The organism is Rhabdaerophilum sp. SD176 (assembly GCF_030143245.1).
Lineage (GTDB): Bacteria > Pseudomonadota > Alphaproteobacteria > Rhizobiales > Beijerinckiaceae > Rhabdaerophilum.
In genome coordinates, this window is the sequence record NZ_JARJNS010000004.1 from 24,915 (window position 1) to 45,279 (window position 20,365).

Genomic DNA, 20,365 nt, shown 5'->3' on the forward strand with positions numbered 1-20,365 from the left:
TCTCCCTAACGTCCGCCACGGGTGGGCGATCGAAGGGAAAGACCATGGCGGATGAAGCGATGACCACGGGCAGCGGTGCGGCCGCACGGCCGGGTTCCGGGCCGGCACGCGCGGCGATGACGCTGGCGGTCTTCACCCTCGCCATCTTCACCTCGGCCTTCCTGCTTTTCGCCATCCAGCCGATGTTCACCAAGATGGTGCTGCCGCTGCTCGGCGGTTCGCCCTCGGTCTGGTCGGTGGCGATGGTCTTCTTCCAGGCGCTGCTGCTGGCGGGCTACCTCTATGCCCATCTGCTCACCACGCGTCTCTCGCCGCGTGTCGCGGCCTTCGTGCATCTCGGCCTGATGGCGGTCACGCTCCTCGCCCTGCCGATTGCCATTTCCGACCGTCTCGGCGCGCCGCCCAGCGAGGGCCAGGCCCTCTGGCTGATCGGTCTGTTCCTCGCCTCGGTGGGTCTGCCCTTCTTCGCGATTGCCGGCAATGGCCCGCTGCTGCAGGCCTGGTTCGCCCGCACCGGCCACCCGCATGCCAATGACCCGTATTTTCTCTACGGTGCCTCGAATCTCGGCTCCTTCGCCGCATTGCTGCTCTATCCCGTCGCCATCGAGCCGCTGCTCAACCTCCGGTCGCAGACTTTGGGCTGGTCCGCCGGCTTCGTGCTGCTGGCCGGGCTGATCGGCCTGGCCGCGTTGCGGCTTGGCACCGTGACGCCCTATACCCGCGCCGAGACCGAGGCCGCCGTGGCGGATCGCCCCGGCCTGCGGACCATTCTCGCCTGGATCACCCTGTCCTTCATCCCCTCGGGCCTGCTGGTCGCGGTGACCGCGCATCTCTCGACCGATGTCGCCGCCGCACCCTTCATGTGGGTCATGCCACTGGCGCTGTTCCTGCTGACCTTCGTCCTGATCTTCCGCGACCGGCCGCTGGTGCCGATGGTGGCGGTGGAACGTATCCTGCCCATTCTCGCGGCGGGGCTTGTGCTCTTCTCCTATTTCGGCAGCCGGGTCTTCCTGCTGGTCTTTGCGGTCCATATCGCCTTCTTCTTCGCGGCGACGCTGGTCTGCCATGCCCGGCTCTACGCGGCCCGTCCCTCCGCCCGCCATCTCACCACCTTCTATCTCTGGATGAGCTTCGGCGGCGTGCTGGGCGGCCTGTTCTGCGGGCTGATCGCGCCGGTCATCTTCGACCGGATCATCGAATATCCGCTGCTCGTCATCGCCGCCGTGCTGGCCCTGCCGGCGCTCGGGCAGATCAGCCGCACGGCCCTGCTGCGGCAGGTCATCCCGGTCCTCCTGCTCGGCGCGGTCTATCTCGCGGCGCTTTTCGTCATCGCCAGCCAATGGGGCACAGAGATCGGCCCGGTCATGCCGGCGATCTTCGTCGTCTCCGGCTTCTTCTGCCTGATCGCCTATCGCCGCCCGGCCATCGTCGCAGCCATGCTGCCGATCCTGTTCATCGCGCTGAACGTGATGCAGCAGGTCGTCAACCAGCGCGAGCACGAGCGCTCCTTCTTCGGGGTCCACAAACTGGAAATGCGCGAGAACGGCCAGCTCCGCATCCTCTCGCATGGCACGACCGTCCATGGCGCGATGCGCATCCGCAATGCCGATGGCAGCCCGGTGACCGGCCGGCCGCAGCCGCTCACCTATTATCATCCCGAAGCGCCGATCGCCGAAGGGCTCCGCGCCGTCCCGACCCGGCCGGAAGGCCGCCGCATCGGCGTGGTCGGCCTCGGTGCCGGCGCCCATGCCTGCAACGGCGAGGCGTCTGATCGCTGGACCTTCTTCGAGATCGATGCTGCCGTCGTCCGCATCGCCCGGGATCCGCGCGAATTCCGCTTCCTCTCGGAATGCGCGCCCGCTTCCCGCATCGTCCTCGGCGATGCCCGGCTGACTTTGGTCAACGAACCGAAAGCCGCTTTCGACAGCCTTCTGATCGATGCCTTCTCCTCCGATTCTATCCCCACCCACCTGCTGACGCGCGAGGCCCTTGCGCTCTATCTCGACCGGCTGGCGGAGGATGGTGTGCTGACGATCCACATCTCGAACCGCCATCTCGAGCTGGAAAGCGTCGTCGCCGCCCTGGCACGGGATGCCGGCGCCGTGGCGCTGTACAAGGCCGATCCCGGCGAGGGCCGCCCGACGCTGGAGGCGCGCATCCCCTCGATGGTCGTGGTCATGGCGAAATCCGCCGCACCGTTGAAGCCCTTCGAGGCGATCGAGGGTTGGCGGCCGATCCAGGATCGCGGCGTCGCCGTCTGGACCGATGACTTCTCCAACATTGTCGGTGCGCTGATCCGAAATTATCGCCGGCAGTGAAATTCCCCGGGCCGGAAAGGCCCGGATGCGTTGCCCCGCTCCGGTCCGCCGGCTAACGTGACGCCAGTCAGGCAGGGGAGCGGGCTATGGATCGGACAACAGGACAGGCCCTGCGCCTGCCAATTCTGGCTTGCGCCTTTGGCCTCGCGGCTGGCGCGGCCCTTGCGCAGGCCCCGGCAGCGCCGGCGAAGGTGGATCTGAAACTGTTCGACCGCGCCGAGATCGACCGCTCGAAAGGCTGCCCGCCCCGCCAGTATTCCCGCGCGGCTGCGCAACGAGGCGATCAAGTCCATCGGCTGCAATGACAAGCTGACGCGCCTGCCCGTCACCGGCTATTCGCTGAGCGAGGAATCCGCAATCTGGGAGATCACCTGCAACGAATATGCGGGCGATACACCCTCCAAGATCTTCGTGCTGGTCTATACGCCGGATCCGGGCAAGCAATACACGATCCTCAAGCCGCCGATCCCGAAGGGCAAGCAGCGCCAGGGCAACATCGCCGAATTGCTGGATGTGAAATGGGACATGCGGGCGCGGATTGTCACTGCCACCTATGTCGAGGGAAATGGCGCCTGCGGCATGTATGAGCGGCAGCAACTGGCCGAAGACGGCACCTTCGTGCTGCTGGAATACCGCGAGAAGATCGAGTGCGGCGGGAAACCGATGAAGCCCTCGGATTTTCCGCTGATCTACCGCCGGTAATCAGCCCATCGCCTGCCGCACCGTGGCGGCATCGGGGATCGGCGCCACGGCGCCGTAACCCTCGGTCGAGAGCGCCGCAGCGACACCGGCATAGCGTGCGGCCTCAGCGGGCGAATCCCCCGCCACGAGCCGGGCCACGAAGGCCCCGCCGAAGCAATCGCCGGCGCCCGTCGCGTCGATCGGCGTGCAGCGATGCGGTGGCACCCGGTGGCGCGCCCGGGCATCCGCCACCAGCGCCCCCTCGGCGCCGAGCTTGAGCGCGACAAGCTTTGCCCCGCGGGCGAGGCACCAGTCGGCCAGCGCATCCGGATCGGTCAGGCCGGTAATCGCGACGATGTCGTCATAGCTCGGCAGGACGAGGTCGCTCAGCCCGATCACATCGGTCATGATCGCGCGGGCCCGGTCCTTCGACCAAAGCTTCAACCGGAGGTTTGTGTCGAACGAGACAAGGCAGCCCGCCGCCCGGGCGGCATGGATGGCGGCATAGGCGGCATCGCAGGCGCTGTTGGAAATGGCGAGCGAGATGCCGGAGAGATGCAGCGCCTTTGCGCGGGCGATCGCCTCGGCCGGCACGTCATCCGGGCCATAGAGCGACGCGGCGGAGCCGGCGCGGGCGAAGGAGAATTCATGCCCGTTCGGCCCATGCGTGACGAAATACATCCCTGTCGGCGCGGAAGGATGCTCGCGGACGAGGCTGTGATCGACGCCCTCCGCATCCCAGAGCGTCCGCAGCATCCCGGCATTCGCATCGCGGCCGAGCGCGCTGACATAGCCTACCGAGGCGCCCTGCCGCGCGGCGGCAATGGCGAAATTCGAGGTATCGCCGCCGAAACCCTGCAGGAAATTGCGGCCATCGCCGCCCTTGACCTGATTGAACTCGATCATGGGCTCGCCCATGGCGAGAATGGCGAGAATGGCGGGGTAGGCGGGCGAGGACATGACAGGACAACCGGTGCGGGAGAAACGGAGCGGGATAACCGTGAACAGCCGCCAGACCGGGTGGAAAGACGACGCCAAGGCTTTTATGCGTATTGGAAACGCGATGAAAGGGCCCGGCAGCAAGAATGACCGGCCTGAACCCGCCAATCCCGGGAGAAGACGATGATGAACGATCCGGTCCTTGTTGAGGTCACGCGCGGCGGCATCCCCGAATCGGTGCATCGCGGCGCGCTGGCTGTGCTGGATGCGGATGGCGCGGTGGTCATGGCGCTGGGCGATATCGACCGGCCAGTTTTCCCGCGCTCGGCCGTGAAGGGCCTCCAGGCCCTGCCGCTGATCGAGACCGGCGCCGCCGACCGCTTCGGCCTCAGCGAGGCCGAACTGGCTCTGGCCTGCGCCTCGCATTCCGGTGAACCGGGACATGCCGAAACCTCGGCTTCCGCCATTGCCAAGGCCGGGCTCGAGGTCACCTGTCTCGAATGCGGCGCGCATTGGCCGATGGGCGAAAAGGCGGCCCGCGCGCTGGCGGCCGCCGGCGGTCAGCCCTCCGCGCTGCATAACAACTGCTCCGGCAAGCATGCCGGCTTCCTCTGTGTGGCCGTGGCCGAAGGCAAGGACCCGAAGGGCTACATCCAGCCTGACCACCCCGTCATGCAGGCGGTGAGCGGCGCTTTGGGCAGCATGACCGGCTATAACCTGCGCAACACGGCACGTGGTGTCGATGGCTGCTCGATCCCGACTTATGCCATTCCGCTGCGCAACCTCGCCCGGGGCTTCGCACGCTTCGGCACCGGCCATGGCCTCGGCCCCGAACGCGCCCGCGCGGCAGCCCGGCTGCGCGCGGCGGTCGCGAAGGAGCCCTTCATGGTTGCCGGCACCGACCGGTTCGACACGGTGGTGATGTCGGCGCTCGGCGCGCGCGTCTTCATGAAAACCGGGGCGGAAGGCGTCTATTGCGCCGCGATCCCCGAGCTCGGCTACGGCATCGCGCTGAAGATCGATGACGGTGCCGGCCGCGCGGCCGAGACCGTCATGGCCGCCCTGCTGCGCCGGTTCCTGCCGCTCTCGGAGGCCGAGGTGCGCATCGTCCTGCCCCGGACCGACCTCGTGATGAAGAACTGGAACGGCATCGAGGTTGGCCGGATGCGCCCGGCGCCGGTGCTCGTCGCCTAGCGTCGCGCCCGCCCGATCTCGGCCCCGACCAGAGCCGTGATCGCGCGGATCATCGCCGGCAGGGTTGGCCGAGGCTCGTGCCGGCGCTGACCTGCCTTGCCGGGCAGGGGGATATGCACAAAGACCACGCGCGTTTCCCTCGGCATGGCGCCGAGCATCCACCAATAGGCGGCGTTGCAGACATAGCGCCCGGCATCGAGCGAGGTCCGGGCCGGAACGCCGGCCCGGCGGAGATCCCGCACCAGGGCGGCCCCGGCATGGCGGCCCGGGCGGATCGTCTCCGCGCCCGGCTCCAGGAGCCGCCGGTTGACTTTCCGTCCGGATACATCCCGCGCCGTTGCGGAAACGCGGTTGCGCGCCACCATCTCGACCCGCAGCCGCTGTGAGCGCGCCGCTACGCCGAGCATGATGACAAAGGCCGGCGGTGCAGAGGCAAAGGCCTTGATCCATCCGAGAACAACCCGGTAATCCGTGGGAAAGGGCACGCCCTCCACCTGCCATCCCAGCCGCGCCCAGCGCCCTGAACGGGTGACCGCCTCGGCAATCACCCCGCTCGGGTTGTGTGGCACACCCGGGAATGGCCCGAACCCGGTAACCAGTGCACGCAGCGGTCTCGCCTTCTTCACGGGCCTCTCCTTGTTTTGGCCGGATTTTGCCGGCACCAGCGGCACCGGGGGTGAAGCTGCGGCACGTATTTACCAATCCTCAACCTTTGCCCTCCTAGTTCCTTCTCGGGCCAGCTGATCGCGAGCCTCTGAAAACGATCGTAAAATCATAGGCTTGATGCCAAAGGCATCATCTGGCGCAGTCTGCACGAGGCCAAGCCGCAGCACAACCGGCAGGAGTGACCCCGCTCCGGCACGAAAGCACAGGGAACCAAGGATGCGCCCGCCCGCCATCGCCATCAGCCGCGCCTCATCCGGCCCCTCGCGCCGGCGCGTTGTGCTGGCCGGCCTGCTGGGCCTGCCTTTGGCCGGCTGCTTCGGGCGCGGCACGCCGATGGAGGCGCGCGCCGGTGCGGAAACCCTCTCGGCGGATCCGGTGCTCCATGTTGTCACCACCCGCAGGCTGGTGAAGGGCGGCGAGAAATCTCCGTTCTTCGATGCCACCCGTGCCGGCCTTTCCTATGCCCGTGCCAGCCTCTCGGCGCCCGATGGCTCCGTGTTCGGCCAGCTCAATGCACTGGTCAGCCATGAATTCGCCGTCCGCCGCGTGGAGCCGCAGGGCGGAGCGGCCGCGGCCACCTTCGCCGAGGCCTTGCGCGGCCGCGACACGCTGCTTTTCGTCCATGGCTACAACCAGACCTTCGAGACCGCAGGCCGCGATATCGCCCAGCTCTCTCAGGGAATCGGCTTCCGTGGCAATACGGCCCTGTTCTCGTGGCCCTCACGCGGGGGCCTGCTCGATTACGGCTATGACCGGGAATCGGCCCTGCTCGCGCGCGACCCGATGGCCGAGATTCTTGCCACCCTGCTGCAGGACGAGTTCGGTGCCCGGCTGCATCTGGTCGCGCATTCCATGGGCACGCTCGTCACGCTTGAAGCGCTGCGCATCTATCGCGACCGCTTTGGCGACAAGGGCCTCGACCGCGTCGGCGCGATCGTGCTTGCCGCGCCGGATGTTGATGTCGATGTGTTCAAGGCGGGGTTGCAGCGGCTGGGCCCCTGGCGTGACCGGATGACCATCATTACCGCCACGAACGACCGTGCGCTGGATCTCTCGCGCCGCCTGGCCGGCAATGACCGGGTCGGTGCGCTGCCGCGCGCGGCCCTGGCCGATACCGGCGTCCGGGTGATCGACGCGACCGATTTCGCCTCGGGGTTGATCCGCCACGATGTGTTCGTGGCCAATGCCGATGTCAGGGCGGCGATCCGCCGCGCCATCGAGCGCGCCTGACCGCCGGACAGGGTTAACAGACTTTTACCCTTTGTCCGGCAATACATTAGCGATCCCACAAGCTATCTCGCTTACAAATTTAGACAAATGCATGTCTAACTTGAGCAATCGGCGCAATGTACTACCTCGACCGGGAAGCCCTGACACGGAACAGCACAGCCGGACGATCGCTGGGATTGTCGGTTCCGGCGCTTCTGCTGCTCTTTTTCGTGTTGTCGCTGGCACCGGGCATGACCAAGGGAACGGTTATCGGTCATGAATTCGGGACGGCCGCGATGATCGGCCCCCTGCGTCTGCCCTTGATCCGGCCGGTCTATCTGAAGGCGGGCGAAACCCTGCGTTTCGAATATTCTGCGACGATCCGCTCCGGGCATATCATTGTGACCAGCCGGTTCGGCCGCAACCTCCTGGACGTGCTGACGGCGGATCCCGACGATCCGGCGCTCTCCGTTTCGGCCACGCAGAGCGGATCCACCCGGTTCACGGCGGCGAGAACAGGCTATTACCTGTTCTGGCCCACCATTCGTGAAACGGGCGGCTATCGCCGCGACTGCCGCGAACCCTACACGGCCTTCTGGCGGGCCCTCATCAACGAGAAGACCGATTGCGCCACCTACAATGTCAGCTACTCGATCCGCTGGTCTTGAGGAGTCCGCTGGCGAACGGTCGAGGGCGCCCCCGAGCCGTCAGACGAACTGGCTGAGCCCCGGGATCGCGCCGACGATGGCGCCCGCCATAGCGGTTGCCGGAGGCAAGCCACGTCACATAACGGCGATGGGTGCCGGCGCCCTCGAGCCGTCAGACGAACTGGCTGAGCCCCGGGATCGCGCCGACAATGGCGCCCGCCATAGCGGTTGCCGGAGGCAAGCCGCGTCACATAACGGCGATGGGTGCCGGCGCCCTCGAGCCGTCAGACGAACTGGCTGAGCCCCGGGATCGCGCCGACAATGGCGCCCGCCATAGCGGTTGCCGGAGGCAAGCCGCGTCACATAACGGCGATGGGTGCCGGCGCCCTCGAGCCGTCAGACGAACTGGCTGAGCCCCGGGATCGCGCCGACGATGGCGCCCATCGTGTCCTCGCCGGCCTTTTCCTGGCCATAGGCGAACACTTCCTTCGAGAGGGCGGTGATCTGGCCCATGCCGATGCCGGCGCTCATGAGCTGCTGGCCGAGCGCCATCACGCCGCCGCCCTGGCCCATCATGTTCATCAGCCCGCCCATCAGGCCGCCGCTTTCGCCGGAATTCGCGGCAGCCAGTTCGGCTGCGCCCGGCATGGCGGCCATCATCTGGCTGATTTCCTCGGCCGGGCCGTTCTTCTGCAGGAAGCTCAGGATCATGCCGACAGCCTGCTGCGCCATCGCCGGTTCCAGTCCGACATTGGTGGCCACACGGTTGATGAGCTCGTCCATGGTCTCTCTCCCTGTCACCGGCCCTTGCCGGATTCGCTCCCGCGGGATTACGACAGAGCAGGTTGGCTGGCAAGCGGATTTAGTTTAGCCGTGAACCATTCTCCGGCGGCTGGCCCCTATTTGTCGGAAAAGAAAACATTCGGCCGCGGTGTCGCCCTGGCTTGTCTGCCGCTGCGGACCATGGCGAGGAATTCCGCCGTCACCTCGCCGATAAGCCGGCCGACGGCCGGGTTGCGTCGCCCGCCGAGATCGAAATGCGTGGCATCCGTGATCACGGCGAGCCGCTTGCGGCCGGGCGGCAGGCCTTCGAAGGTGCTGAGCCGGTTCTCGTAGCCGCCGCCTTCGCCATCATCCCGCGTGCCGGTGATCATCAGCACGGGCTTGCGGATGCCGGCCATGGCGCCTTTCGGAAAGAGCATCGAGTTTTCTCCTGCCGGCGATACGGCAATATAGGCATCGAACCGGTCAGCCCCCTTGGTGCCGTTCCGGTTGTTGGCGCCGGCTTCGAGCAGGACGGTTCGGGCGCCCATCGAATGCCCCGCCAGCACCTTGAACGGCACGGCGCATCGCTGGGTCTCCGTTGCGAGGATGGCGGTCACATCCGCCTCCCGCGCGCCGAGCAGGGCCGGGTTGGCGGCGAGATCGAGGATCCGCTCGCGCGGGCGCCCGGAGCCGATCGAGCTGACCAGCGCTCTCGGGCCCGATTCGGCATGGCTCGGCACGATCACGCGGTACCCGGCGCGGTTGAGCGCCTCGGCCAGTTGCGGGTTGCCCTTGGCATTGCCGCCGAACCCGTGTGAGACGATGGCCAGCGGCGCACAGCCCGGGGCATCGAGCACGCGGGCCTCGATCCGGGCGCCATCGGCACGGAGATAGGCGCTTTGCGGCTCAGCCTGGGCTGCGCCGGTGATGGTGGCAAGAAAGATCGCGAAAAGGGCGGCTTGGCGGGTGTTACGTGTCATTCCGGTCTCGCTGCTGGACATTCCCTGATCCCCGCACGAACCTTGCCTGCGCAATCCGAGCGGCTGGATGGAGAGGAGATGACAATCCGGAAAGGAATTGCATCCCCGAGGCCTTTTCGCCGGCCGCGAGTTCCGGTTATAGCGATGAGGGTTAACGATCCTTTTTGGAGAACGCGCCGTGGCGGCACCTTCTGGCACCATCCTCATCGGCAAGAGCGAAACCAAGTTCGAGCAACTCGTGCTGAAGCTCTCCAACCGGCACGGGCTCGTTACCGGCGCGACCGGCACCGGCAAGACCGTGACGCTCCAGAAGATGGCGGAAGGCTTCTCGGCTGCCGGCGTGCCGGTCTTCACCGCCGATATCAAGGGCGATCTGGCCGGCGTGGCGGCGATGGGCAATGCCCTGCCGCCTTTCGTCAACCGCGCCAAGGAAATCGGCGTCGAATACAAGGCCGAGCAATTCCCGGTGGTCTTCTGGGATCTCTTCGGCGAGCAGGGCCACCCGATCCGCGCCACCGTGGCCGAGATGGGCCCGCTGCTGCTGGCGCGCCTGCTCGAACTCAACGACGTCCAGGAAGGCGTGCTGAACATCCTGTTCCGCTATGCCGACGAGCAGGGCCTGCTCCTGCTCGACCTGAAGGACCTCAGGGCCATGCTGGCCGAACTCGGCAGCAACAAGGAATTGCAGGCCAAGCTCCAGGCGGCCTATGGCAATGTGTCGCCGGCCTCGGTCGGCGCGATCCAGCGCCAGTTGCTCGTGCTGGAAAACCAGGGCGGCCAGAACTTCTTCGGCGAGCCGGCCTTGGAGATCGCCGACTTCATGCGCGTCGATGAGGATGGCCGCGGCCATATCAACGTGCTCGCCGCCGACAAGCTGATGAAGTCGCCGCGGCTTTATGCCACCTTCCTGCTCTGGATGCTCTCGGAACTCTTCGAGCAATTGCCGGAAATCGGCGATCCGGAGAAGCCCAAGCTCGTCTTCTTCTTCGACGAGGCCCATCTGCTCTTCGAGAACGCGCCGCCGGCCTTGCTCGATTCGATCGAGCAGGTTGTCCGGCTCATCCGCTCGAAAGGCGTGGGCGTCTATTTCGTGACGCAGAACCCGCTCGACGTGCCGGACAAGGTCGGCGCGCAGCTCGGCAACCGCGTGCAGCACGCCCTCCGCGCCTTCACCCCGCGCGAGCAGAAGGCGGTGAAGGCGGCGGCGGAAACCTTCCGTGCCAATCCGAAATTCCGCACGGCGGATGTCATCACCAATCTCGGCGTGGGCGAGGCGCTGGTCTCGGTGCTCGAGGGCAAGGGCGCGCCCTCCATCGTCGAGCGCACCCTGGTCGCCCCGCCCGGCGGCCGCGTCGGTCCGATCACGCCGGAAGAACGCAAGGCCTTGATGCGCGAGAGCCCGTTCCGCAACAAATATACCGAGACGGTTGATCGCGAGAGCGCCTTCGAGATGCTGGCCAGCAAGGCCGAGGCTTCGGCCAAGGCCGCCGAGGAGGCTGAAAAGGGCAGCGGCGGCTTCCTCGACAACATGCTCGGCGGCATTCTGGGGGGAGGCGGCGCCACCACCACCGGCAAGTCGAGGGGCCGGCCGCCGCAATCCATGGCGGAAAAGGTCGTTACCTCGGCCGCGCGCTCTGTCGCCACCTCGGTCGGCCGGCAGATCGGCACCGCCATCGTGCGCGGCGTGCTCGGGAGTTTGCTGGGCGGGCGGCGATAGGCCTCTTCCCCCGGGAAGAGGCCGACGATGCGTCGCATCGGCGGGTGAGGGTGCACCCCCGCCCGCGGGCTCACTCCGACTTCGGCGCGGACGAAGGCGCCCAGACAGTGATCTCGGCATCGATCAGCTTGATCTCGCCATCGGCGAAGACGATGCCGAAACGCGTGCGCATCAGTCCCTCGCCCTTGCCGGGCGCTTCATAGAGCACTTCCGATGCCGCGATCTGCCTCTGGTTGCAATGGTATCGCGGATTATTGTAGCTGAACCCGCCCCGGATGGTCGTGCCCTGCAGGGAGATCTGCCCCTGCGCCGGCGGCTCGATTACGGTCAGTCTTATCTCGCCGATCGGCGAGCAATCCCGCAACACGTGATAGGCGACATAGACCCGCACCGTCTCGCCGGGCAGCACCGAGCGCACCACTTTCTCCGGCTCGGCGGACTGGCCGGGCAGGGCAAGCAGCAGGGCCGGCAGTATGAGGGCCAGCAGGCGCCGGGCCCTCACGGGGCATCCTCCGGCAATTGCGGCGCCGGCCGGAGAATCCGGATCGTGACCTTGTGGTTCCACACCGTCCCGTCCTTGAAGATCACGGCGAAGCCGAACCGGTCCTGCCCGTTCTGGCCGGCCCGGCTGGCATAACGAATATCGAGCGAGGGCACGCGGCGGCTGCCGCATTTCCGCATCATGCCTTCATCGTCGGCGTCGATGAAATCCTCGACCGGCATGGCATCGACCTCGCCCATCGCGGCCGACAGGGTCACGACCATGCGGATCGGCGCGGTCTGGGTGCAGTCATCGTTGAGATGCCAGACATTCTGCACCCGGATCTCCTGCCCGGCCACGGCATGCAGCGCGAGCGTCCTCTCCTCGATCAGGCCCAGGCTCGAGCCCAGAGAGAGCAGCAGGTTCGACAGGATCTCGGCCGCCTTGTCCGCCACGAGGCACCTACCAGACCTTGATCTCGACCTGGTAGGTCTCGGCCGTGCCGTCGTAATAGACGAGCAGGAACCGGAACCGGTCAACGCCCTTGAAGCCGGACTTGGCCTTGTAATAGGCGCCGATCCCCCGCGAGCGGCGTTCGTTGCATGGCGCGCGCGGATTATCCGCCTTGTAGGACGTGAAAATATCGACCGGCCGTTCGGTCAGCTTGCCATGTCGCGGTGCTTCGATGATCCCGACCCGCGGCCCGGAGCGGGGCAGGCAATCCCGGGCGAGGCTGATTCCGTTTGTGACCTGGATCTCCTGGTCGCCCACGGCATTGAGCGAGAGCTTCCTCGGCTCCTCCGCCATGGCGAGGCCGATCCCCGCAAGCCACAGCATCCCTTGAACCAGAAACCAGCCGCGCATTGTGATCCGCCCCCCGACGAGACCTCAGGATTTGGCAGGGCGCGGGGCAAGTCAAGCGTTCCGCCGCCTCGAATCGGGGAAAGCCGGCGCCGGGCATATCCGGTCTGGTCTTTTCCGCCCCGGGCGTGTAGCAGGCCGGCATGCTCTCTCCTTTCCTCTCCGGCTTTCTCATCGGCGGCGGGTTGATCATCGCGATCGGCGCACAGAACGCCTTCATCCTCCGGCAGGGCATCCGGCGCGAGCATGTCTTCCCGCTGGCGCTGATCTGCTCGCTCTCCGATGCGCTGCTGATCGCGCTCGGCGTCGCCGGGCTCGGTGCGCTGATCCAGCTTGTCCCCGCGCTGCTGGTCGGCGTGACCGTGTTCGGCATTGCCTTCCTGCTCTGGTATGGCTGGAAGGCGGCCCGCCGGGCCCTCGCGCCGCAGGCGATGGAAGTGGGCGAGGGCGGCCCTGTCCCGCTCGGCGCGGCCATCCGCACCTGCCTCGCGCTGACCTTCCTCAACCCGCATGTCTATCTCGACACGGTGATTCTCGTCGGTGCGCTGGCTGCTCCTTATTCCGGCCTGCCGCGCCTCGCCTATGCACTCGGAGCCATGTCGGCATCCTTCGCCTGGTTTTTCAGCCTCGGCTATGGGGCCCGCGTGCTGACGCCGGTTTTCCGCAAACCGGTCGCCTGGCGCATCCTTGATGCATTGATCGCCTTGGTCATGGTTTCGATTGCGGGGAAGCTGGCGCTCTGGCTATTCTCGCGCTGAACCTTCGCGCCCCGGAGGCGCACCCCCTCCTCAGAACGAGACCCCTCATGAATGCCCATGCCCTTCCGCTCGATGCCATCCTGGCTCGGCTGGACCGCGACCTCGACACCAGCCTCGAGCGCCTCTTCACGCTGCTGCGCTTCGAATCCGTCGGCGCGGATTCGGCCTATGATGCCCAGACCCGCGCCTGCGCCGACCATCTGGTGAAGGACCTGCAATCCCTCGGCTTCGAGGCTTCCGCCCGGCCGACCCCCGGCCATCCGGTAGTGGTCGGCCATCGCCGCCGGCCCGGCAAGCCGCATGTACTGTTCTACGGCCATTACGATGTCCAGCCGGTCGATCCGATCGAGCTCTGGGAGGATCCGCCCTTCGCCCCGAAGGTCAAGGAGCTCGAGCCGGGCCGCAAGGTGATCACCGGGCGCGGCGCTTGCGACGACAAGGGCCAGGTCATGACCTTCCTCGAGGCCTGCCGGGCCATCATCGCGGAAACCGGCGACCTGCCGATCTCGCTCTCGGTGATGATCGAGGGCGAGGAGGAGAGCGGCTCGGTCAACCTGCCGCCCTTCCTCGCGGCCAACAAGGACGAGTTCAAGGCCGATATCTGCATCGTCTGCGATACCGGCCAGTGGGACCGCAACACGCCGCAGATCACCTCCTCGCTGCGCGGGATGCTCTATGAGGAGATCATCATCAAGGCGGCCGACCGTGACCTCCATTCCGGCCATTTCGGCGGCACGGCGCAGAACCCGATCCATATCCTCTCGCGCATCATCGCCTCGATGCATGATGCCCAGGGCCGGATCCAGGTGCCGGATTTCTATGTCGGCGTGCATGACACCGGCGCCAACCGGCTGGCGCAATGGGAAGCGCTCGGCCTGACCGAAAGCGAGTTCCTCGGCCAGATCGGGCTGAAATATGCGTCCGGCGAGAAGGACCGTACCCTGATCGAGAAGATGCAGTCGCGCCCGACCTGCGATGTCAACGGCATCTGGGGCGGCTATACCGGCGAGGGCACCAAGACGGTCATTGCCAGCGAGGCACGGGCGAAAATCTCCTTCCGCCTCGTCCATGACCAGGACCCCGTGGCGATCCAGAACAGTTTCCGCGCCTATGTGGCGAGCCAGGTTCCGCCGGATTGCTCGGTGGAATTCATCGGCTACAAGGGCAGCCGCGCCACCCAGGTGCGCGAGGAAAGCCCCGAGCTGAAAAAGGCCACCGATGCCCTGCGCGCCGAATGGGGCACCGAGCCGGTGGTGCTCGGCGCGGGCGGCTCGATCCCGATTGTCGGGGATTTCAAGCGCGTGCTCGGCCTCGATGCGCTGCTGATCGGCTTCGGGCTGGATGATGACCGCATCCATTCGCCGAACGAGAAATACGATCTCTCGAGCTTCCACAAGGGCCAGCGCAGCTGGGCACGGATCATCGCCGCGTTGGGGGCGTGAGGGCCTACGCCGCCTCCAGCCCGGCGAGCCCCTGCCGCACCGCGACCGGCGGGAAGGCGGGATATTCCTCCGGCTGCCCGGTCCGGTTGATCCAGAAGGCGCGCCAGCCGCAGGCGCTGGCGCCGGCCACATCCCAGCGGTTCGACGAGGCGAAGGTGATCTCCCCCGGCGCGCCGGCGCCGGCCTCCCGCGCCGCATGGGCGTAAACATCGGGATGCGGCTTGAAGCAGCCGACCGGCTCCACCGTCACGACCCCTGCGAGCAGAGGCCCGATCCCCGCTGCCGCCACCGCCGCATCGATCATCCCGCGCGTGCCGTTGGTGAAGATGAAGGCGCGATGCCCGCCCGCTTGCAGCGCCTGCAGCAGCGGGGTTACGTCCGGGTAGGCATCGAGCCGTTGATAGGCCGCCAGCAGGCTTTCACGCAGCGCCGGATCGGCAATGCCATGCCGGGCCAGTGCGAAATCGAGCGCGGCGGCGGTCAGGGCGGCGAAATCCGCCGCTGCGCCGCCGGCCTTGCCCATCAGGCTGAGCGTCCAGGTATATTCGAGCTGCTTCGCCCGCCACATCTGGCTGACGGGCTCGGCCTTCGGACCGAGCGTGCTGCCGGCTCTTGCCACGGCGCTGTGGACATCGAACAGGGTTCCATAGGCATCGAACATGAAAATGCGGGACATCGTTTCCTCGTGATCTTTTGTTTCGCGCTTGAACGGCAGGAGAAAAAAATTCTGCCAAGCCCCCCTGCGCGGATTGACCGGTCCGGGGGGAGACTATCGAATGCCGGCTTAAATCCAATTCCTCTCTTCCGGAGTGCAGCATGGCCTGGTCGGAAACCTGGACCTTTTTCAACGGCGACTGGCACGAGGGCAACCCGCCCATCCTCGGCCCGCGCAGCCACGGCTTCTGGCTGGCTTCCTCGGTCTTTGATGGCGGCCGGGTCTTCGAGGGTCGGATGCCCGATATCGAGCTGCACGCGAAACGGGTAATCCGCTCTGCCGCCGGCATCGGACTCAACGCGCCGGTCGATCCGGATACGATCATCGGCCTCGCCCATGACGGGGTGAAGAAATTCGCGCCGGGCACCGCGCTTTATGTTAAGCCGATGATCTGGGGCGAGGGCGACAAGGGCTCCGCCATCCTGCCCGATCCGGATGATTCGCGCTTCCTGCTCTGCCTTTTCGCCGCGCCGATGCCGGAGCCGAAGGGCGGCTCGATCACGCTGTCGCCCTTCCGCCGCCCGACCATCGAATGCATGCCGACCGATTCGAAGGCCGGCTGCCTCTATCCAAACAATGCCCGCGCCCTGCGTGAGGCCAAATCGCGTGGCTTCGACAATGCGCTGGTGCGTGATTTCCTCGGCAATGTCGCCGAACTCACCACCGCAAATGTCTTCATGGCCAAGGATGGCGTGGTCTACACGCCGGAGGCGAATTCCTCCTTCCTCAACGGCATCACGCGCCAGCGCGTGATCCAGCTCCTGCGCGACAGCGGCGTGACGGTGGTCGAGAAATCGCTGACCTATGCCGATTTCGAGGCAGCGGACGAGATCTTCCAGTCCGGCAATTACGCCAAGGTCCTGCCCATCACACGGATCGACAGCCGCGATCTCCAGCCCGGCCCCTTTTTCGCCAAGGCCCGCGAGGCCTACTGGGCCTACGCGCATGGCGGCTGAGGCCTGAAGGATGGCCGACCCGTATGAACCGCCACAGCAGAGCAAGCCACTGGCGCTTGCGCTGCTGGTCATCACGACGGTTCTCTTCGCCGTGGGCGATACGATCGCCAAGCTGGCGGTCACCACCGTGCCGCCGGCGCAGATCCTCTTCGTTCGCTGCGTGATCGTTGCGGGGCTGACTGTTCCCTATGTCTGGTGGCGGCTCGGACCCGAGGCTTTCCACAGCGCCCATCCGAAGGCGCAGATCTTCCGGGGGGTGGCGATCCTCGCGTCCTCGCTGCTTTTCGTCAGCGGCCTCTCCTACCTGCCGCTGGCGGATACAAGTGCGATCAACTTCATCTGGCCGGTGCTGATCACCGTGTTCTCGGTGATCATCCTGAAGGAGCAGGTCGGCCTGCGCCGCTGGTCTGCCACGCTGGTTGGCTTTGCCGGAATGCTGCTGATCATCCGGCCGGGCACCAGCGCTTTCCAGATAGCCGCCCTGCTGCCGATCGGCGCGGCGATCGCCTGGTCGATGGCGGCCGTCGTTACCCGTTCCGTCTCCTCGAAGGACCGGGCCGAGACCACCCTCGTCTGGACCAGCCTGACCATGCTGGCCGGGGCCTGCCTGATCATCCCCTTCTACTGGACCAATCCGACGCCGAGGGAGTGGCTGTTCATGGTGCTGATCGGCCTGATTTCCGTGGTCGGTCATTCGATGCTGGTCTTCGCCTATGAGCGCGCCACGGCATCCTTCCTCGCGCCCTTCGCCTATATCCAGCTGATCTGGGCCACCCTTCTTGGCTATCTCGTCTTTGGCACGCTGCCGGATCGATGGATCGCCGCCGGCTCGGCACTCATCGTCGCCAGCGGCGTCTATACCGTCCATCGCGAGCGGGTGCGTTATCGCGAGCGGATGCGCAGCCTCGCCGCAACCCGGGAATGACGGGCCGGGATTGTGCCAAACTGAACCACGGCCCGGCGCGGCACCTTACGGCTCCTTAAAGCGGGCCTGCTAAGACGGGTCTCGTGGCTTCGGGGCTCACGCCCCCCAAACGAATTCCCGGTGCCACCAAAGGTTCGAGACCCTTTGACGATTGGCCGCGACCTTCCCGGGTCGCGGCCTTTCTCGTTCCGGAGCGGGGCTTACTGCCCCTTCTTCTTCAGCCAGTCGCGCATGAAGGCAATTTCCTTCTCCTGCGCGGCGATGATCTCCTCGGCGAGCTTGCGCGTCTCCGGGTCCTTGCCATGGGCCAGCACCACGCGCGCCATGTCGATCGCGCCCTGGTGATGCGGGATCATCCCCTTGATGAAGTCGATATCCGCATCGCCGGAGAAGCGGATATCCATGTCCTTGTGCATGCGGTCATTGGCTTCACGGAAGGCCTTGGTCGAGGCCGGCTCGTTCCCGGCAGGGCGGCCCTGCTGGCCATGTTGACCGTGCTGGCCGTGCCCGCCGCCGGGCATGGCGCCCGGTCCGGGGCCGTGATGCCCGCCGTGATGGCCGCCATGCGGCTGGGCGGAAGCGGACAGGGTGAAGAGGGCCAGCACGCAGCCGGCAAGAAGTGTCGTTTTCATGAAAATCTCCTGATCGATAAGGGAAGCAGCCGCGCAAGGGCGGCGGGATCAGGCTCGGAAGCGGGGCGGGCGTTCCTGCCGGGGCGGCGCGAGCCCCTCGCCCGGGGGCATTTCCGCCGGGCGGAGCGCCTCGATGGCGAGGCTGTGCGGCGCCGGAACATCTACAGGCCGGACGGGAACCACCATGCCGGCAGTCGCGCAGTGCAGGCTGGCATGGCCCGGCTTGCTTGCCGGAGCCGGAGGTTCCGGCAGGTCGGAGTCCGGTGCAGGGTCAGCCGGTGGGTGGTGATGCGGCCCCTCTGCGGCCGGGAGCGCATGGCCGGGCGCATGGCTCTCCGCGTCATGGCAGGGCGGCGCCGGCTCGTTGAGGCTGGATGCGGCATGAACAGGCCCGGCTATCATCAGCCCGTGCAGCCGCATCGGCAGCGCGAGCGCCAGCACCAGCAGGATCAGCATCAGGGGGCGAATGCGCAACAGCATCCCATAAAGATGGGGGAGGAGCGGGCGGACTGCAAGTTTCGGGCGCCATGCCTCTTCACCCTGTTTCGAGAATCCGGCAGGAGAGAGCAGCAATCCGGCCCGGATCGGGTGATGTTCGGCTATGATGCCGGCAATCGAACAGGATGGATGACATGACGACATTTCGTTCCATTGCGCTCGCGCTGGCTTTTGCCGGGTTTGCCATTCCGGCTGCAGCCTGGTCTCCGCCCTCGGTCGGCACCGCCTGTTCCGGCACGCGCGGCGGCGGCCCCGAGCGGGCGGCCATTGCCGGGAACTATCTCGGCGGGCGGGCGCTCCGCCACGGCATGGTCGATCGCAAGAGCTTCCAGGGCTGCTTCCGGAGCGCCGATGCCTGCGAGCGCTGGCTGGCCGGCAAGGCCCGGCATTTCCCGCTGCAGCCGGGCTTCGCCACCTGCACCCGCGTTGTCCTTCGCTGAGTGGTCCTGCGCTGATCGGCCCTACCGGAGCCGGAGCGGTACCTTCGCCACGACAAAGGCGAGCGCCACTGCACTCGCATAGAAGATCGCCCCGATCACGGCGATCACCGGCAGCCGTGCCAGCGGTGTGAAGCTGGCATAGGCCCTGTCTGCCGCAACAAGCATCCCCGCCAGCAACACGGCGCAGACCGCAAGCGCCAGCGCGGCGCGGCCGACCCTCCGGTCCGGTGCGGCCTTGCCCTGCCTTTTCGCCAGCACGAACAGGATGCCGAAATTGACGATGGCGCCGATGGCTGTGGCCAAAGCGAGGCCGGCCGCACCGAGCCGGTTCCACAGCACCAGCTTGATGAGAAGGTTGAGGCCAATCGCCGTCAGCGAGGCATAGAGCGGCGTTTTCGTGTCGCCGCGTGCATGGAAGCTCGCCACCATCGAGCGGATGCCCACAATCGCCGGCAGCCCGACCGCATAGGCCGCCAGCACCGCCGCCGTGGCTGCGCTGGCGCTTGCATCGAAGGCGCCGCGCTCGAACAGGGCCGCCACGATCACCTCGGGGATCGCGAGGAACCCCGCGAAGAACGGCGCGGCCAGCAGCCAGCTCAGCACCAGCGCGCGGTTCTGTTGGGCATGGGCCTCGTCGGTCCGCCCTTCAGCAATCAGGCGGCTCATCTCCGGCAGCAGCACGGTGCCGGCGGCGATGCCGATCACCCCGATCGGCAGCTGGTAGAGTCGGTCGGCGTAATAGAGCGCCGAGGCTCCGCCCTGCGGCAGGAAGGTAACGAGGATCGTATCGGCGAACATCGCGATCTGCACGCCTGCCGCCCCGATCACCGCCGGGCCGAAGGCGCGGAAGAAACCGCGCACATCCGCGTCGAGTCTCGGTCGCGCCGGCCAGGCGATCAGCCCGGCCCGCCAGGCGGCGAAACCGAGCAGCATCGTCTCGAGGATGCCGGCGAGCAGCACGCCCCAGGCAGCGGCATGGGCGAGGGTGGTGAAGGCCGCCCCGGCGAGCAGGGTCGAGATCATCGCGAGGTTCAGCAGGACCGGCGCCGCCGCTCCGGCAACGAAACGCTTCTCGGCATTCAGCACGCCGGTCCAGAGCACGACCAGCGTGATCAGCGCGAGATAGGGGAAGGTGATCTGCGTCAACTCGGTCGCCAGCGTCATCGCGCCGGGCCGACCGGCAAAGCCCGGCGCCAGCAGCCCGACAAAGCCCGGCGTGAAGGCAAGGACCAGACCGAGCAGCAGGAGCTGCGTGACCAGAACGAGGCTGAGGATCCGCCCCTGGAACAGGGCTGCGGCCGCCTCGCCGGCCTGCGTGCGGATGCGGGTATAGGCGGGGATGAAGGCCGTGGAGAAGGCGCCCTCGGCGAAGATCGCCCGGAAATGGTTCGGCAGCCGGAACGCGACGGCAAAAGCATCCATCAGCAGGCCCGCCCCGAGCACCCGCGCGAGCAGGATATCCCGGAGGAAGCCGGTGACCCGCGAGAGCAGGGTCCAGGCCCCGACGGAAAGGAAGGCGCGGATCATCGGCGCCGCGCTCC

The 20,365-nt window shown here is 66.8% G+C and carries 23 protein-coding genes; 12 read left to right on the forward strand and 11 right to left on the reverse strand.

Annotated elements, in window-relative coordinates:
- Nucleotides 1-44 precede the first annotated feature (44 nt).
- The 3 genes from P0652_RS09675 (at nucleotide 45) to P0652_RS09685 (ending at nucleotide 3,020) form a co-directional block, all read left to right on the forward strand.
- Nucleotides 45-2,318: a fused MFS/spermidine synthase gene (locus tag P0652_RS09675; protein WP_284178606.1), complete on the forward strand. Its 2,274-nt coding sequence runs from the start codon at nucleotides 45-47 to the stop codon at nucleotides 2,316-2,318.
- Nucleotides 2,319-2,404: 86 nt separating this feature from the next.
- On the forward strand, nucleotides 2,405-2,623 hold the full coding sequence (locus P0652_RS09680) for a hypothetical protein (protein WP_284178607.1): 219 nt from the start codon (nucleotides 2,405-2,407) through the stop codon (nucleotides 2,621-2,623).
- A gap of 106 nt (nucleotides 2,624-2,729) precedes the next feature.
- Nucleotides 2,730-3,020 (forward strand): hypothetical protein, encoded by a 291-nt coding sequence (locus P0652_RS09685; protein WP_284178608.1) that lies wholly within the window; start codon nucleotides 2,730-2,732, stop codon nucleotides 3,018-3,020.
- Here the strand turns inward: P0652_RS09685 and P0652_RS09690 are convergent, their stop codons facing one another.
- A complete protein-coding gene (locus P0652_RS09690; protein WP_284178609.1) occupies nucleotides 3,021-3,959 on the reverse strand; it encodes a sugar kinase in 939 nt (312 codons plus the stop codon).
- Nucleotides 3,960-4,121: 162 nt separating this feature from the next.
- Here P0652_RS09690 and P0652_RS09695 point away from each other — a divergent pair, with 162 nt between their 5' ends.
- A complete protein-coding gene (locus P0652_RS09695; protein WP_349774978.1) occupies nucleotides 4,122-5,132 on the forward strand; it encodes an asparaginase in 1,011 nt (336 codons plus the stop codon).
- Here the strand turns inward: P0652_RS09695 and P0652_RS09700 are convergent.
- Nucleotides 5,129-5,758 carry a pyroglutamyl-peptidase I gene (locus tag P0652_RS09700; protein ID WP_284178610.1) on the reverse strand — a complete coding sequence of 210 codons (630 nt, stop codon included), beginning with the start codon at nucleotides 5,756-5,758 and terminating at the stop codon, nucleotides 5,129-5,131. The two genes, P0652_RS09695 and P0652_RS09700, sit on opposite strands and share 4 nt — an antisense overlap.
- Nucleotides 5,759-6,014: 256 nt before the next feature.
- Here P0652_RS09700 and P0652_RS09705 point away from each other — a divergent pair, with 256 nt between their 5' ends.
- Together P0652_RS09705 and P0652_RS09710 are read left to right on the forward strand one after the other, a co-directional pair.
- Nucleotides 6,015-7,028 (forward strand): alpha/beta hydrolase, encoded by a 1,014-nt coding sequence (locus tag P0652_RS09705; RefSeq protein ID WP_284178611.1) that lies wholly within the window; start codon nucleotides 6,015-6,017, stop codon nucleotides 7,026-7,028.
- 116 nt (nucleotides 7,029-7,144) lie between these two features.
- A complete protein-coding gene (locus P0652_RS09710; protein WP_284178612.1) occupies nucleotides 7,145-7,675 on the forward strand; it encodes a cupredoxin domain-containing protein in 531 nt (176 codons plus the stop codon).
- A 375-nt stretch (nucleotides 7,676-8,050) separates the two neighbouring features.
- On the opposite strand, the gene P0652_RS09715 is transcribed toward P0652_RS09710, so the two are convergent.
- Nucleotides 8,051-8,437, reverse strand: coding sequence for a DUF2780 domain-containing protein (locus P0652_RS09715; RefSeq protein WP_284178613.1), 387 nt, complete (start codon nucleotides 8,435-8,437; stop codon nucleotides 8,051-8,053).
- A gap of 116 nt (nucleotides 8,438-8,553) precedes the next feature.
- Nucleotides 8,554-9,399 (reverse strand): alpha/beta hydrolase family protein, encoded by an 846-nt coding sequence (locus tag P0652_RS09720; protein ID WP_284178614.1) that lies wholly within the window; start codon nucleotides 9,397-9,399, stop codon nucleotides 8,554-8,556.
- Between the two features lie 178 nt (nucleotides 9,400-9,577).
- Here P0652_RS09720 and P0652_RS09725 point away from each other — a divergent pair, with 178 nt between their 5' ends.
- The gene (locus P0652_RS09725; RefSeq protein WP_284178615.1) at nucleotides 9,578-11,116 is read left to right on the forward strand and encodes a helicase HerA-like domain-containing protein; all 1,539 of its coding nucleotides are present in this window, start codon (nucleotides 9,578-9,580) and stop codon (nucleotides 11,114-11,116) included.
- Between the two features lie 70 nt (nucleotides 11,117-11,186).
- Here P0652_RS09725 and P0652_RS09730 read toward each other — a convergent pair whose 3' ends face one another.
- From P0652_RS09730 to P0652_RS09740, 3 genes are read right to left on the reverse strand one after another with little or no spacing between them, the layout of a single operon-like run.
- Entirely contained in the window at nucleotides 11,187-11,618 is a 432-nt protein-coding gene (locus P0652_RS09730) for a PH domain-containing protein (protein ID WP_284178616.1), read from the reverse strand.
- Nucleotides 11,615-12,052, reverse strand: a complete 438-nt coding sequence (locus P0652_RS09735; protein WP_284178617.1) for a hypothetical protein — start codon at nucleotides 12,050-12,052, stop codon at nucleotides 11,615-11,617. Before P0652_RS09735 ends, P0652_RS09730 begins: the two co-directional genes overlap by 4 nt.
- A gap of 7 nt (nucleotides 12,053-12,059) precedes the next feature.
- The gene (locus tag P0652_RS09740; protein ID WP_284178618.1) at nucleotides 12,060-12,434 is read right to left on the reverse strand and encodes a hypothetical protein; all 375 of its coding nucleotides are present in this window, start codon (nucleotides 12,432-12,434) and stop codon (nucleotides 12,060-12,062) included.
- 167 nt (nucleotides 12,435-12,601) lie between these two features.
- Here P0652_RS09740 and P0652_RS09745 point away from each other — a divergent pair, with 167 nt between their 5' ends.
- Both P0652_RS09745 and P0652_RS09750 read left to right on the forward strand, forming a co-directional pair.
- The gene (locus tag P0652_RS09745; RefSeq protein ID WP_284178619.1) at nucleotides 12,602-13,216 is read left to right on the forward strand and encodes a LysE/ArgO family amino acid transporter; all 615 of its coding nucleotides are present in this window, start codon (nucleotides 12,602-12,604) and stop codon (nucleotides 13,214-13,216) included.
- 47 nt (nucleotides 13,217-13,263) lie between these two features.
- Complete coding sequence (locus P0652_RS09750) at nucleotides 13,264-14,658, forward strand: M20/M25/M40 family metallo-hydrolase (protein ID WP_284178620.1); 1,395 nt, start codon at nucleotides 13,264-13,266, stop codon at nucleotides 14,656-14,658.
- A gap of 4 nt (nucleotides 14,659-14,662) precedes the next feature.
- On the opposite strand, the gene P0652_RS09755 is transcribed toward P0652_RS09750, so the two are convergent.
- Complete coding sequence (locus P0652_RS09755; RefSeq protein ID WP_284178621.1) at nucleotides 14,663-15,334, reverse strand: haloacid dehalogenase type II; 672 nt, start codon at nucleotides 15,332-15,334, stop codon at nucleotides 14,663-14,665.
- Between the two features lie 140 nt (nucleotides 15,335-15,474).
- Between P0652_RS09755 and P0652_RS09760 the strand changes: the two genes are divergently transcribed.
- Both P0652_RS09760 and P0652_RS09765 read left to right on the forward strand, forming a co-directional pair.
- Nucleotides 15,475-16,329 carry a branched-chain amino acid aminotransferase gene (locus P0652_RS09760; RefSeq protein WP_284178622.1) on the forward strand — a complete coding sequence of 285 codons (855 nt, stop codon included), beginning with the start codon at nucleotides 15,475-15,477 and terminating at the stop codon, nucleotides 16,327-16,329.
- 10 nt (nucleotides 16,330-16,339) lie between these two features.
- On the forward strand, nucleotides 16,340-17,254 hold the full coding sequence (locus P0652_RS09765; protein ID WP_284178623.1) for a DMT family transporter: 915 nt from the start codon (nucleotides 16,340-16,342) through the stop codon (nucleotides 17,252-17,254).
- A gap of 200 nt (nucleotides 17,255-17,454) precedes the next feature.
- Here the strand turns inward: P0652_RS09765 and copM are convergent, their stop codons facing one another.
- Nucleotides 17,455-17,886 (reverse strand): CopM family metallochaperone, encoded by a 432-nt coding sequence (gene copM, locus P0652_RS09770; protein WP_284178624.1) that lies wholly within the window; start codon nucleotides 17,884-17,886, stop codon nucleotides 17,455-17,457.
- 48 nt (nucleotides 17,887-17,934) lie between these two features.
- Entirely contained in the window at nucleotides 17,935-18,360 is a 426-nt protein-coding gene (locus P0652_RS09775) for a hypothetical protein (protein ID WP_284178625.1), read from the reverse strand.
- A gap of 158 nt (nucleotides 18,361-18,518) precedes the next feature.
- Between P0652_RS09775 and P0652_RS09780 the strand changes: the two genes are divergently transcribed.
- Nucleotides 18,519-18,824 (forward strand): hypothetical protein, encoded by a 306-nt coding sequence (locus tag P0652_RS09780; RefSeq protein ID WP_284178626.1) that lies wholly within the window; start codon nucleotides 18,519-18,521, stop codon nucleotides 18,822-18,824.
- Between the two features lie 21 nt (nucleotides 18,825-18,845).
- Here the strand turns inward: P0652_RS09780 and murJ are convergent, their stop codons facing one another.
- Nucleotides 18,846-20,351, reverse strand: a complete 1,506-nt coding sequence (murJ, locus tag P0652_RS09785) for a murein biosynthesis integral membrane protein MurJ (protein WP_284178627.1) — start codon at nucleotides 20,349-20,351, stop codon at nucleotides 18,846-18,848.
- Nucleotides 20,352-20,365: the final 14 nt, after the last annotated feature.